Raw genomic sequence first — 13,214 nt, 5'->3', positions numbered from 1 at the left:
TCAGTCTGTAGAGCGACCATAAGACCAGAACAGAGTAAATCTGTTAAGGCAGGTGCGGAACCCCGCAAGGGAAAGAAGCAGAAACCCAAATCGTGAGGTTTGGGAATCACCGTCCGTTTACGGCGGTGAGGATGTCAAAATGTGTTGTTTTCCTGATTGTCTGAAGATTGAACGCGAAAGGGAGGCGCGACATAATCGGAAGGTAAATAATTTTCGGGAATGGTTGTTGTATTTCCATCTCGTAGGGAGGTGTAACTGGGAGAGAGAATCTCAATCCCGGCTTCATTACACTTATCTTGAATATTTTGATGGAGTTCTGAATAAATTATTACCATCAAATTGGGTTGGTTAGTGTAAGCGTTTAATTGATAACTGATGTAAAAATTATCTAGGCTAGTTTGCAGGACAAAAGGTGCGGGTTCTTTGAGAATATGCTCAGTTTCTAGAGCAGCTTCAATTAAGGTTGTGTGGGCTTTTCGCCAAGGCAGATCGTACCCTAGGGTAATCGTTGTCTGAATAATTAGATTTCTGTTTAATTCCCGTGAGGAAATACTAAAGTTAATCACATTACCACTTAATAAAGACGAGTTAGGAATAGTAATGATTTTATTAGTAGGAGTACAAATGCGAATAACTAGGAAGTTTTTTTCAATTAGATCGCCAATTACATCTCCTATTTGAATGTGATCTCCGATGCGAAAAGCACGGGTATAAATAAGAATAATTCCCCCAATAACATTGGCGATCGCTGAAGTAGAACCAAGGGATAAAAGAAGACCAAGAAAAACAGAAATGCCTTGAAAAGCTGGAGAATTAAAACCGGGCAAGTAGGGAAAAGCCACTATTGCTGCTATGGCAAGAATTATGACTAATAGGATATTGTAAGTCGGTTTAGCCCAATCAGTATAAAAACCCGGAATAACCAGATTTCCTCTTTCTATTGCTGTAAAAAAGGGCTTGATTAGCCGGATTAAGTAGTAAGTTATAAAAATGATTATGGCAATAATAAAGGCATTGGGAAGATATTTGCCAATGGACGACAAAACCAGTTCTAATGATTGATAAAAATAACCTAAAATACCCTCGCCAAAAACTCTTGTCCAGGGGAATAAACGAAGGACAAATGTAGCATAATTAAATAATAATAAAAACAGAACAAACAAGCGAATTATCCGAAGAACTCGCAGCCAAAAAAAGCTTATATTAGAGGAAGATATGATCTCAACATTCCCGATTTGAATGCCTGGCGTCAAGGATTCAATCAAACGTCTAATAAAGGGAAATAGCTTCCCTGAAATTTTGATAACTGCAAAGCTAATAATCAGGAAGGCAAAGCTGGCTATAACCGTATAAATGATGTTCTTAAGTAGTTGTTCGGGTTTTCGATCTTGGCGATATTGAGCGATAGCAACCTGAATTTTTTGTAAAGCTTGTTGAGCTAAAACCTCCGGCGTTGAACGATAGGCTTTTGCATCTCGCTCCGTCACCGTTAGAATTACTTCTTGATCTACACTTAAATAAAGTGAGTTATCATCAGGAATCTGCTTAATTGTCAGGTTATCAACAGGAATAGAATCATTTTGAGCAATTCTTTCAATTCTCCGGGTAATAGCGTTAGCTCTCTCCTCCGCCGAAAATGAAGAAACTCCCCGCCGGATAAAAAAGAGGGGTTTTCCATCTAACATAACTGGAAAGCCGTCAATTTTATTTTCCAGTTGTGTCGGATTTTGAGCTATTCCCAAAAGAGGGGAGGTTAGAGTCAGTAGTAAAACTACAAAAAATATGACCAAGGTATGCCCAATTTTTTTCATCCATCCTCTAGCTTTAGATGGTATAGTTGGCATTAAAGATCTTTGATTCATATCGAAAAATGGTACAAATTGCATAGGATTAAGTCAGATTTTTATCTGTGTAGTAGGGTAAGGTTCAGCCATTACTGTCTTCGATAAGATACAGGTGTACTAAGCTAAGACAGGAGGGAAGTTTTCACATCTGAAAGCTATTCTTGCAACATTTCGGGAATCATTAAATAACTACCTCCTAAAAACAAAAGTGAACCCGATAAAAAGGAGAAATTTGTTCCCCATTCCTGACAGCAAATAATTGTTCCTTGTCCGAAAAAGCCGAAAATACTGCCACTCAAAAAGCCAAGAGAACCGCCTAAATTTAACACCACGATCCACCATTCTATTTCTTTAAAATGCCAAGACCAATAACTATGAGAAACTTCGACAACAGCCAAATAACTAGCGGTGCAGAAATGAAGGGAAGCAAGGGTACTAGGAATCCAAATTAACAGATCATCACTCTGCCAACTTAAACCCTGTACCATGGCAAAAAAACAATTAATATTGAATAGACAAGCTCCGATAAATTGAATAAAAGTTCCCCAATATTCAAGGCGATCGGGTTGCCAAGCAAACCATTTAATTTTAATTAGTTTGGGGACGGGATGGGAGACAGTACCGATTTTTTCCTCCAGTATTTCTGCATCCCGAATCAGAGTAACATCTAGATTTAAATTAATAGCTTCTAAAAAGGCGGCATAGGAACCAAAAGTAAAACAAACTGAACCGATAAAATTAATGACAGAAATTCTCTCTAAGCGGGGATGGGGGAACATCATCGGAATTGCCCCGACGACGAATAAAATTGAACCAAGAGTAAAAATAAAACCGATCCACCAGGTTAAATTATCTAATTGCCAAGTCCAGTATTTAAACTGCTTTAACTTAGAAGAAATTAAGTCAGAAGTGCTAGATTTAATTTCACTGCTATGGCGTTTACGAAAGCGCCGAGATGACCAAATATGAAAATTTCCTTGAGCAGTTCGGTGAATAATTCGTGTGGAAAAATTGGCAACACCAAAACTTTGTAAGGGTTGCCAATTTTTGGGAAATTTAAGCGAGTTTTTCCTCAACATCTGTTAGTGATGGAAATGGGAACCAGATAATTTTGACTGATAATTAGACTGAGATTTAAAGAAGGCGATCGCTGAATGAATATCCCGCAACAACAGAGCCGCCATGTCGCGACTAAATCCCTCCTTGATCACCACGCGCTGCACGGTTAAATCTTGGCGATTTTTCGGCATTGTATAGGCAGGAACTAACCAACCCCGCTCGCGCAATTTATCAGCTAAATCGAATAAACTATAATTAGCTTGATCGCTAATTGTCTCCTTTAATTTCCAAGCAAAAACCGGAATAGTGCTGCCATCGGTAATTAATTCAAACGGTCCGATCTTAGCGATTTCCCCCGATAAATACAAGGCCGTATCTCGACAGGCTTGATGAATTTGTCGATAACCCTCCTTACCCAGTCGTAAAAAATTATAGTATTGAGCGACTACTTGATTACCAGGACGAGAAAAATTCAGAGCAAAATTAGGCAGATCACCGCCTAAATAATTACAATGAAAGATTAATTCTTCTGGTAATTCTTGCCGATCTCGCCAGATAATCCAACCAACACCGGGATAGACTAAACCGTATTTATGCCCAGAAGCATTAATCGATTTAACCCATTTGAGGCGAAAATCCCAGACTAAATCGGGATCGAGAAAAGGGGCAATAAAACCACCACTAGCACCATCGACGTGCAGGGGAACTTGCCAGCCGGTTTCTCTGTTCAATTTTTCCAGGGCATCATTAATTTCTTGGACGGGTTCGTAACTACCATCAAAGGTACTACCCATAATGGCAATTACCCCGATCGTATTCTCATCAATTAGTTTAATTGCTTCCGTCGCATTGAGATGAAAACGATTCCCTTCCATCGGCACAAAACGCGGTTCTACTTCCCAATAACGACAGAATTTTTCCCAACAAACCTGCACATTAATGCCCATGACTAAATTAGGTTTGTCGGTGGGTTTACCCTCTTTTTGTCGGCGTTTGCGCCACTGCCATTTTAAAGCCATGCCTCCCAACATCGCCGCTTCACTGGAACCAATGGTAGAACAACCGGTTGCCGCTTCGTTTTCGGGAGCATTCCAGAGTCTAGCGATCATATTCACACAACGCAGTTCAATTTCGGCGGTTTGTGGGTATTCATCCTTGTCGATCATGTTTTTATCGAAGGTTTCCGCCATTAATTGTTTGGCTTCCGGTTCCATCCAAGTGGTGACAAAAGTAGCCAGATTCAGGCGGGAATTACCATCAAGGGCGAGTTCATCGCGGATTAAATTGTACGCCGCCGCCGGCGGCATTTCCCCCTCGGGAATCTCGTATTTAGGTACAGCGGAAGTCAGGGCGCGGGAAGCATAGGTGGGGGTAATTAGTGCTTCTTCCGGACTGAGGCGATCGAGATTAATTTTCTGATGAACCATGACTTCCTTAATAAAATATCTTTTTTGCTTAGAGTAAATTACCGATCATGCCAAAAATAATAGCAATAATCGAGACGGATAAAAAATAGGAAAGCATCCCGTGGGTTGCTACCAGCCGCCGCATTGCCGTACTATTAATACTTGTATCAGAGGTTTGATAACAAGCCGCCATACAAAAACCTTGATAGAGAAATTCCGTCCAATTAGGTTGATCGCAATCGGGAAAAACTAGGCCTTTACCATCATGATAGTAGCGTACTGCATATTCTTGGCTGTAGATCAATTGTATGGCTAACCAAGCACTAATAATACCCAAAAAACCACAGGCAAAATGAACGATGGCGTGTTCGGAAGCGATCAGATAAATTAATAGTCCGAAACTGCCGATCGTATAAAATAGGGATTCCAGAAATGCCCCCCGATGATTGGGAGGTTTTAGTAGTTCTAGCTGCCAGGGGGCAAGGCAAGAAATTCTGTAAGCTAGTAACATAATTGCCACTATCAAAGCGAAAAGAAAAGCTAAAACCAGTCGCAGAGTAATAGTCACCGGCAGCATTAAGACAATCAGAGCGACAATTATTTGACAGAGCCAGCGAATTTGAGTATAGCTGGGTTTTCTAGCGTTTTTTTTGACCATAGATCAAAGCAGAATTATCCCTAACTATTCTCTCATAAAAATCTGCGGGGTAAATTAGGCGATCGCGGCTTGTAATTCCGGGCAACTGTACCAACTCCAAGGGCTGTCTAAAACTGGTTTGATATTCAGTTCTTCACGCCATTGATCTAAGGGTTTTTCTAATCCTTCTTCCCACTTGATTGGGAATAGAGGTTGGGCCTGGCGACCGATGGTAATTCCCCGAGAAATTAAATCGAATTTGTAACCGAGAGTTTTATTTAAATCGGCATCACTTTCTACCTGACTTAACAGAGTATCACTGGTAAAAAAAGTCATCAGTAAAGAGAGGATATCGATGAGGAGAAAAGTAGGATAACGAGTTTGAGCGACCGTGACAGAAATTACTCCCAATTCTCCAAGAGTATCTAAACTAAACCCGGTGAGAATGTGATGGATATCGTGGGTTTTATCAATGCGAAAACCAATATAGTCGGCATCGGAATCAAATTGCTCGCGTTGGGGATAAAATTGCGGATCATAGCCCAAAGTGTGCATAATTGTGCCGTAAGTCCAACCGAGAGAACCTTTCGGCATTTTTAACATTGCTTCGAGATCGTAGGGTTTGCCGATGTATCTTTCTTGCACTAATTGAGCGGAAGCTGGTTCTTGCAGAACTGCTTTTACACATAACTCCATCGGGCGACTATTGACCAATCGGCGCTCGATTTCCCAGACATTAGCCGTTTCTTGGCCCGCACCAGCCGCTAGATCGACAAATTCCAGAAATCGATGCAAATTTTCGGGTGTGGCTAATTGATTGATGTATCTGTAACTCATGGAATTCTCCTCATCGGTAGATAAATTTACAGGCGGTTTAGAACAATTGTATTAATAGCGCAGGGGGCCACCGTAACCACCGTATAAACCGACCCCGCGGGTCCCGGCCCCCACCCCGTAAAAGCCAGGACCGACACCACCACCAACACCAATCCAATCGATAAATAGGGAAGTTGCCCCGCCGGCCTTGGGTAGAGTCCCTTCGATTAGCTTGTAGCTATAAATCAAGTCCTTGCCATCGATGACGGGATTGCTAATCTCGACGACAATTATAGTATTGTCTTGACGGCCAGGTTCATAGACCGAGAGGGTAGCATTGGGGGGATCGTTGGCAAAATTATCTTTTCCCGCCCTGGCTGTCCACTCGTCCATGTAGGCGGCCATGGTCAGATTACCAGCAATCCGGTTTGGGCGATCGGAAAAGTATAATGTCTGTTTGTTGACGTTCACCAGGCGAATTGTTTTTGCGACGGGATCTACCTTAAGATCTTCTGCCGTTTGTACGAACATTAACTGCACTTTTTCTTGAGCAGGAGTAGTCTGGGCTACAGAAATATTGGGCATCCCCCAGCTATTGATTGCCATGGCCGCTACTCCCAGAAAAAGTGTATAACGAAAACGCTTCAGGGATTTGGTCAATTGCTCAGAATTTCTCATGATTGCTCTCCTTAATACCCAGTTTAAATATACAACAGCTTATTTGATATTTCCAGTAATTTTCTTAGCTAACTATTTAGACTAATTAGCAATTGGCTATGATGGTAGTTTCGGAACGATCTGATCGACAAAAATATTAACCAAACCTGTCACCATAAATTGTACTCCGATCGCCGCTACAAATAGGCCCATAACTCGCTGAGTAATACTCAAGCCAATATCTCCTAAAAGTCTTTGTAACCATTTGCCAGCCGCGAGGATGAGAAAGACTAAAAAACTGACTAAAATTGTCATCAAAATCAGTTCAATGCCCGTACCACTACCTAGCCTTGATTCGGCTTCACTGGCATAAAGGATAACGTTAGCAATAACCCCAGGACCCACTAATAAAGGCATAGCCATAGGAATAACAATCTGCCGATAAACTGACTTAGCTTCGCTGAGATAATCCCCGCCTTGCTCATTAATTAAAAGCTCTTTTGTCCCTGCCCCAGAACCGTTAACAATGTTGATACCGATAATCAACAAAAGCACGCCACCAGCCAGGCGAAAAGAGTCTAAGGTGACACCAAAGAATTTTAGCATTGGCGTTCCGATAAACATAAAAATCAATAACAAACACAAGACAGTTAACGACACAAATAGAGCCACGAGTCGTTGTACTTCTTTACGTTCGCGAGCGGTGTAACTAATAAAAATCGGCAGCATCCCCAGAGGATTTAAGAGGGCGAATAAAGTGATGGCAAAGTTTCTCAAAAAAGACCATTCCATAGGACAAAGTTGCTAATTTAAGCTCAATTTTTTTGCTTTTAACCGAGGTATAGTCTAGATAAAACTACCAGTATCACAAGTCCCCTTTTCTACTGCCGGGCCATGATAATTTTCAGACGTTCCTCCGGGTCGATCAGGTGGTCATGATCGTCCGTACCCAGATCGAGTTGAACCCAACCGATCTTACCGGTGAAACGACTGGTTTTCGAGGTATATTCCGCCGCCACGGGGGTACCAGATTCGTAGCCGATATCCGTGGTTTCGTCGGCGGAGAAAATAAAAGCCTGAGTTCGTTCTACCCGACCCGTACCCACCGGTTGACCGTCGTAGTAGAGGGTGACATTTCCCCCCCGTCCTAAACCACCACCATCGTAGGCAAACTCCATCCGTACCTGATGCTTGCCAGCCGGGATCGTCTCCGTCGCCTCGGTGACAAAACTTTCAATCCCCAGCACGTTATAGACGAACTTGGCTTTTCCATCGTGGCTATAGACACTCCAACCACCGAAGCGGCCGCCTTGGGCGATAATCACCCCGTCCGCGCCTTCCGGGGGAATTTCCAGTTCCGCCGTTACCGAGAAGGATTTATTTTTGATGTTGATGACGCTATTTTCGGACAAACGCCCCATTCCGGCGAAAAATAATTGCGAGTTCCCCCCGGCGAGGGTGGGTCGCCCAGCGGTGGCGGGATCGATCCGTTCCACTTGGCGATCATCTAGGGGCAGTACATTATATTTAACCGCCTCGATCAGAAATTGTCGCTGTAGTTCGTGCAGTTTCTCTGGCATTTCCCGGCAGAGATCCCGAGCTTGCGTCCAATCCGTACTGCCGTCGTATAGTTCCCAGATATCATCGTCGAAAGGAACCATCGTCTGTCCAGTCATCACCCACGGGGTGCGGTGCTTGGTAATCGCGCTCCAACCCTTGTAATAGATGCCCCGATTGCCAAACATCTCGAAATACTGCACATCATGACGTTCGGGGGCGGCTGCGTCGTTAAAGGTATAAACCATACTCGTACCCTCGTAGGGACTTTGTAGGACACCGTTAACCATCGTCGGTTCGGGAATGCCTACCACTTCCAACACCGTCGGGGCCACATCAATAACGTGACAGAATTGGTGACGAATCCCACCTTTTTCCTGGATGAGTTTGGGGTAACGAACAATCGTACCGTTGCGGGTGCCGCCCCAGTGGGAAGCGACCTGTTTCGTCCACTTATAGGGGCTACTCATCGCCCAGGCCCAACCGACCGCGTAGTGATTATAGGAATCGGGCGCACCGAAGTCATCTAGTTTCGAGAGGAGAAATTCCGGGGTTTCCAGACCCGCTAACCCGTTAAAGTTGGCCATCTCGTTAAACGCGCCCTGAAGCGTTCCCTCGGCGGAGGCACCGTTATCACCGACGATGACGTAAATTAGCGTATCGTCGAGGATTTCTAGCTTTTCTAAGGCTTGAATCACTCGTCCCACCTGATCATCGGTATGTTCCAGAAAGGCGGCGTACACCTCCATCTGGCGCTCTAATACCGGCTTCAGGCGCTCGTCCATGTCATCCCATGGGGGAATTTCGGCGTGACGGGGGGTGAGTTCGGCATTTTGGGGAATTACGCCCAGTTCTTTCTGTCGGGCAAAGGTGATCTCACGCTGGCGATCCCAACCGTGAGCGAATTGGCCTCGATACTTGTCGATCCACTCCTTCGGGACGTGGTGGGGGGCGTGGGTTGCGCCGGGGGCGAAGTAGGCAAAGAAAGGCTTATTGGGGGCGAGGGCTTTTTGTTGACTAATCCAAGCGATCGCTCGATCGGCCAGATCCTCGGTCAGGTGATAGCCTTCCTCCGGAGTTTTCGGCGGTTCGATCGGGGTCGTTCCCTCGTAAAGTGCCGGGTCCCACTGGTTATTTTCGCCACCGATAAAGCCGTAGAAATACTCGAATCCACCCCCGCCGGAGGGCCAAGCGTCAAAGGGACCGATCGGGCTGGTTTGCCAAACGGGTACTTCGTGGCACTTACCGAACTGCGCCGTGGAATAGCCGTTCAGCTTCAGGGTCAAGGCGAGGGGGGCTTTGGTGTTGGGACGAACGGAACTTTGTCCGGGGGCGGAGGTGGCGGTTTCGGTGATGTTGCCCATGCCCACCGAGTGATGATTCCTTCCAGAGAGCAAAGCCGCACGACTGGGAGAACAGAGGGCAGTGGTATGAAAACGGGTGTATTTTAACCCAGCCGCCGCTAATCGCTCGAAAGTGGGGGTATTGCAGGGACCACCGAAGGCACTGGCGGCTCCAAAACCCACGTCATCGAGCAGCACGATCAGCACGTTGGGTGCACCGGCCGGCGGTCGGATATCTCGAATCGGGGGATAGTGGGTGTCGGGATTCTTGGCGTCGTAGGTGGTTAGACCGAAGGGGGTCAAGTCGGGAATCGGTAGAATTTGGCGTTGGATCGGTTTGTCTTGGGTCATCTTGAGGGCTCCTTTTAAATTGTGCGATCGAGAGGTGAAAATCGGAAAAATCGGCTATTTCATTACCTTGATCTCCCCCGGCCGCCAAGACTGGTTAAACCAAGGCTCTAGGGGACCGTAGAGTCGGAGGATAGTATTCCAGCCCGTGCCAGGGACCGTCTGTATCCAGTTCTTTTCCTTACCCGCCGGAGCTTTCGGTCCGAAATAGACATCTACTGAACCGTCGGGGTTGCTGAGAAGTCCTTTCGTCTGACTGCTAACGCTGGGAAAGCGTTGATCGGTCTGGATCATCGATCGCGTCTGGTTGCTGTAAAGGATAACTGACCAGAAATCTTTAACGGGAACGTTCGGGGGTAGGTGCAGGCGATAACTCTTGCCACCGTCGAGAGGGTTTCCTTGAGCATCGCGGGCCGTCCATGCGTATTGGGAACCCCGTCCCACCATTTTCTCTTCCATTGCAGGAGTAACACCCGTCGCCATGAAGTAGTAATAGATATAGGCATCGAGGTTGAGAACACCGGGCTGGGTCTGGAACTGGTAGCCACCGATAAAAGGTAATTCCCAATGGCTGTTAGCGTAGTAGTAAGCGTTTTTGTCCCGCATCTGGAAGGCGATCGCCCGGGCTGTGGCATCCCCGACAGCGGCCGCTTCGGTGAGGATTTTTTTCATCCGCGCATCCGGCGCGAAGGGCTTGCCTTTTTCAATGCCGATCGCCGCATAGTATCCTAGTCGAATCTGATCGAGGGATTCGCTCGGTTCTTCCTGCACGGCTTGATTAAGGAATTCCCAAAACCGATAATCCGCCGGGGCGACTGTGTTGAAAGGTTTGCCGGACATATCGACGAAATTTAACGGTTTTGGATTGTTGGTATCCGTCAAGGGATAGATTTTCGTGAATTTTTTCACCAACTCTACCCCCGGTTTCGGATCTCCGTTGACCAGGAAACTCCGCCAAGGAACCCAGAGATTAAAAGTCGGCGATCGCACTAAGGTATATCCCGATGGCACTTCTCCCGTATACCCCGGCGGTAATAACAGGTACTTGCCCCCTTCCCCCTTATCCGGCCCAGTAATCCCCACATCGATCACCCAACGGAACCAGAGATCGTTAATCGTCCCCAATACCTTCGGGGGAACTTCCAAGACGATCGGCCCGTTTTTCAGGTCGATCCACGCCCAACTGTAAACGGTATTATCGTTGGCGGTGAGAAAGATCGATCGCGAGTCTAGCAGCTCCTCGAAAATCGGCACGACGGTATTGACGGGTCCCAAGGTGCGGATTGCGTTGCGGTTAGCAACCTGATTAACCGCCGGAATGGCCAGTAGATAGGCTTGAACGGCGCGCTGGAAATCGAGGTGATCGAATAGTTTATCGGCGGTGGCTTTGTCGGGAAAACCATCGAAGAAATTTAACCGGCCGAGACGGGTTTCTACTCTAGCGGGGGAGGCGATCCCAGGTGGTAGGGGAGTGGAGAATTGGAATCGGGGATCGGCGGGAGAACCGCTCAGGGATTGTCCGATACTCGGATAGGCGGCGATGAGCGAACTGACAGTTACGAAGACGAGAACGACCGCAACTAAGGGCGCTCGTTCGGTAAGCCGGAAAAAGCGTGCCGCTATGCGGATACCTGCGGGATCGAGTAGTTTTTTGAGGTTTCTCAACATGGTTAACCGGTTACGTTAAAAATCGCTTAGATTTCGGGACAGAAATAACGGGGAAAGGAAGCGGATTTCCAGAGATTTCTGCTTCTGCGATCGCCGAAAATCACTGGACGCTGTAACCCCGTCCCTCCATACAGGCTGTCCAGGCTTGATAGTAGGTTTGTAATCGCTGGTTTTCCTCTTGGGTCGCTTCGACTTGCGCTTGCTCGGCCTGCTGTTGTTCTTCTCGTTCTCGGAACAGTCCCGCCAAAGCCCCGACTCCCGCCCCGATCGCTGCACCTTCCCCGGTATTCCCAGCGATCGCTCCTCCGACCGTTCCTAATAAAGCGCCTGTGGCACTTGCGCGAAGCAATTGTCCCTGTTGCGAGGATTGGGCGGCAGTGGCGGGGGATATCTGATCCGGCTGACTGGGATCGACTCCGGTTTGCTGTTTTGCCCAAGAATAACAAGCGTAATGGTCTTGCTGTTGTTGTTCTTGGCTTTGTCCTTGACTGGGATAGGCGAAGGGTTCGGCCACTTGAGCCAAACTGACATCGGTATGGAAAAGAATACTTCCTAATACCATCACGCTCAGGGTTTCGATCGATCTTTTCATGAGATACTCCGATCAACTGAATCGATAATTAATTGTTAAAAACGAGAGAAAAACTCGATAAATTTAGACAGATTACCGAGAGGATTAAATCGTTCCCGAAAAGTCAAGTGATCAACTGTCCCGGGCCCGCTACCAGCAAGACAATTAACTGTTCTCCCAACCTCAACACTACTCGTTCACCTCGGAAGCGGGAACCTGTACGGAGAAGTCGCCGCACTGGAGGGTCAGTTTTCCGGGGTTGTTAAACTGATTGCCGCGCACCAATTGCGGATCCGCCGGACGCGTCTGACCGGGATTGGTATTCTGACAGATAATCGTCGTGATTTTCGGGTCTTGGTTAGGAGTGATAAAAGCCGCACCCACATAAGCTTTTAGCTGATTGCTGACGGTTGAGCGAGCGGGGATAACGTAGCTATAGGCGGCCTCGGAAGTGGTGCGAATGGCATAATCAAAGGTTTTCGGCAAAGTAACCCCGAAATCATCTTGAACATTGTCAACTTTCGCTCGAAAATTACCGTTATTCTGATAATAGGTGCGCTGTCCCTCGGTCATCTTGGCGACGGCTTGCAAAGCGGCGTTCTGATCTTGAGCGATCGAATTACCTGTTTGACTTAGAGTCAGATTCCCTGTAGCGAGGAGAGCGAGAGAACTAAAAAGGAAAGCGAGGGAAAAATGTCGGTTAGGTTTTCTCATGGGATATTCAAGGCTAATAAATCTTTAAAAAGGTGCGGTCACGACCCGATAGTAAACCCCTTTAGCACCGTAGGCGGGACTTAACCAAGCCGTACCGCAGCGGTAATAAGTGCTTGTACCAACTGGGTTATAAACGCATCCCCCTGGGAGGTTAGTATAGATCGCTCCGAGGGCGTAGGCACTGCCCGCCGCAAATCCTGCATTGTAGGATTCCGCTTGATTGGCAGTGGCAGCCGTGGCGCCGAGGGCGACTCCTGTGGTGGCCGCCGCTCCAGCTGCGGCCCAACCACCGCAGTTATAACAGCCCGCACCGTAGTAACTATTGACAACGGTGGGCGGTTGACATCCTCACCGCCGTAAACGGACGGTGATTCCCAAACCTCACGATTTGGGTTTCTGCTTCTTTCCCTTGCGGGGTTCCGCACCTGCCTTAACAGATTTACTCTGTTCTGTTCTTATGGTCGCTCTACAGACTGACACCGCAAGCCCTGCGGCCAAAATGTTTTTACTAGCGTTAATATCTCGGTCATGGTGAGTCCCACAGTCTGGACAGTCCCATTCTCGAACATTTAACGGCATTTTCAAGGGCAATAT

General features: G+C 46.8%; 12 protein-coding genes and 1 pseudogene. All 13 read right to left on the bottom strand.

Features of this window, described 5'->3' with window-relative positions; translation table 11 throughout:
* Positions 1–134: 134 nt before the first annotated feature.
* Positions 135–1,886 carry a mechanosensitive ion channel family protein gene (locus IM515_RS22040; protein ID WP_287629473.1) on the bottom strand — a complete coding sequence of 584 codons (1,752 nt, stop codon included), beginning with the start codon at positions 1,884–1,886 and terminating at the stop codon, positions 135–137.
* A gap of 113 nt (positions 1,887–1,999) precedes the next feature.
* Entirely contained in the window at positions 2,000–2,923 is a 924-nt protein-coding gene (locus IM515_RS22035; protein WP_287629474.1) for a hypothetical protein, read from the bottom strand.
* A gap of 3 nt (positions 2,924–2,926) precedes the next feature.
* Positions 2,927–4,330 carry a glutamate decarboxylase gene (gad, locus tag IM515_RS22030; protein WP_002764724.1) on the bottom strand — a complete coding sequence of 468 codons (1,404 nt, stop codon included), beginning with the start codon at positions 4,328–4,330 and terminating at the stop codon, positions 2,927–2,929.
* Between the two features lie 28 nt (positions 4,331–4,358).
* Positions 4,359–4,967, bottom strand: a complete 609-nt coding sequence (locus IM515_RS22025) for a DUF1345 domain-containing protein (RefSeq protein WP_287629476.1) — start codon at positions 4,965–4,967, stop codon at positions 4,359–4,361.
* A 54-nt stretch (positions 4,968–5,021) separates the two neighbouring features.
* Positions 5,022–5,783 carry a Coq4 family protein gene (locus tag IM515_RS22020; protein ID WP_287629477.1) on the bottom strand — a complete coding sequence of 254 codons (762 nt, stop codon included), beginning with the start codon at positions 5,781–5,783 and terminating at the stop codon, positions 5,022–5,024.
* Between the two features lie 51 nt (positions 5,784–5,834).
* On the bottom strand, positions 5,835–6,440 hold the full coding sequence (locus IM515_RS22015; RefSeq protein ID WP_002764731.1) for a hypothetical protein: 606 nt from the start codon (positions 6,438–6,440) through the stop codon (positions 5,835–5,837).
* 96 nt (positions 6,441–6,536) lie between these two features.
* Entirely contained in the window at positions 6,537–7,211 is a 675-nt protein-coding gene (locus tag IM515_RS22010) for a MarC family protein (RefSeq protein WP_002764733.1), read from the bottom strand.
* A gap of 89 nt (positions 7,212–7,300) precedes the next feature.
* Entirely contained in the window at positions 7,301–9,670 is a 2,370-nt protein-coding gene (locus tag IM515_RS22005) for an arylsulfatase (protein ID WP_287629479.1), read from the bottom strand.
* A 54-nt stretch (positions 9,671–9,724) separates the two neighbouring features.
* Positions 9,725–10,114, bottom strand: a complete 390-nt coding sequence (locus IM515_RS26215) for a DUF1214 domain-containing protein (protein WP_502881981.1) — start codon at positions 10,112–10,114, stop codon at positions 9,725–9,727.
* Positions 10,115–10,561: 447 nt separating this feature from the next.
* Positions 10,562–11,335 (bottom strand): annotated as a pseudogene (locus IM515_RS26210) (DUF1254 domain-containing protein); the annotation flags it as partial.
* A gap of 100 nt (positions 11,336–11,435) precedes the next feature.
* Positions 11,436–11,927, bottom strand: a complete 492-nt coding sequence (locus IM515_RS21995; protein ID WP_002764742.1) for a glycine zipper family protein — start codon at positions 11,925–11,927, stop codon at positions 11,436–11,438.
* A 168-nt stretch (positions 11,928–12,095) separates the two neighbouring features.
* The gene (locus IM515_RS21990) at positions 12,096–12,620 is read right to left on the bottom strand and encodes a type IV pilin-like G/H family protein (RefSeq protein ID WP_287629481.1); all 525 of its coding nucleotides are present in this window, start codon (positions 12,618–12,620) and stop codon (positions 12,096–12,098) included.
* A gap of 381 nt (positions 12,621–13,001) precedes the next feature.
* A partial coding sequence (locus tag IM515_RS21985) for a zinc ribbon domain-containing protein (protein WP_287698186.1) occupies positions 13,002–13,214 on the bottom strand: 213 nt, incomplete at its 5' end.

The sequence above is a fragment of the Microcystis sp. M44BS1 genome (assembly GCF_020244875.1).
GTDB classification, from domain to species: Bacteria; Cyanobacteriota; Cyanobacteriia; order Cyanobacteriales; family Microcystaceae; genus Microcystis; species Microcystis panniformis.
This window is presented reverse-complemented; position numbering and strand designations above follow the sequence as displayed.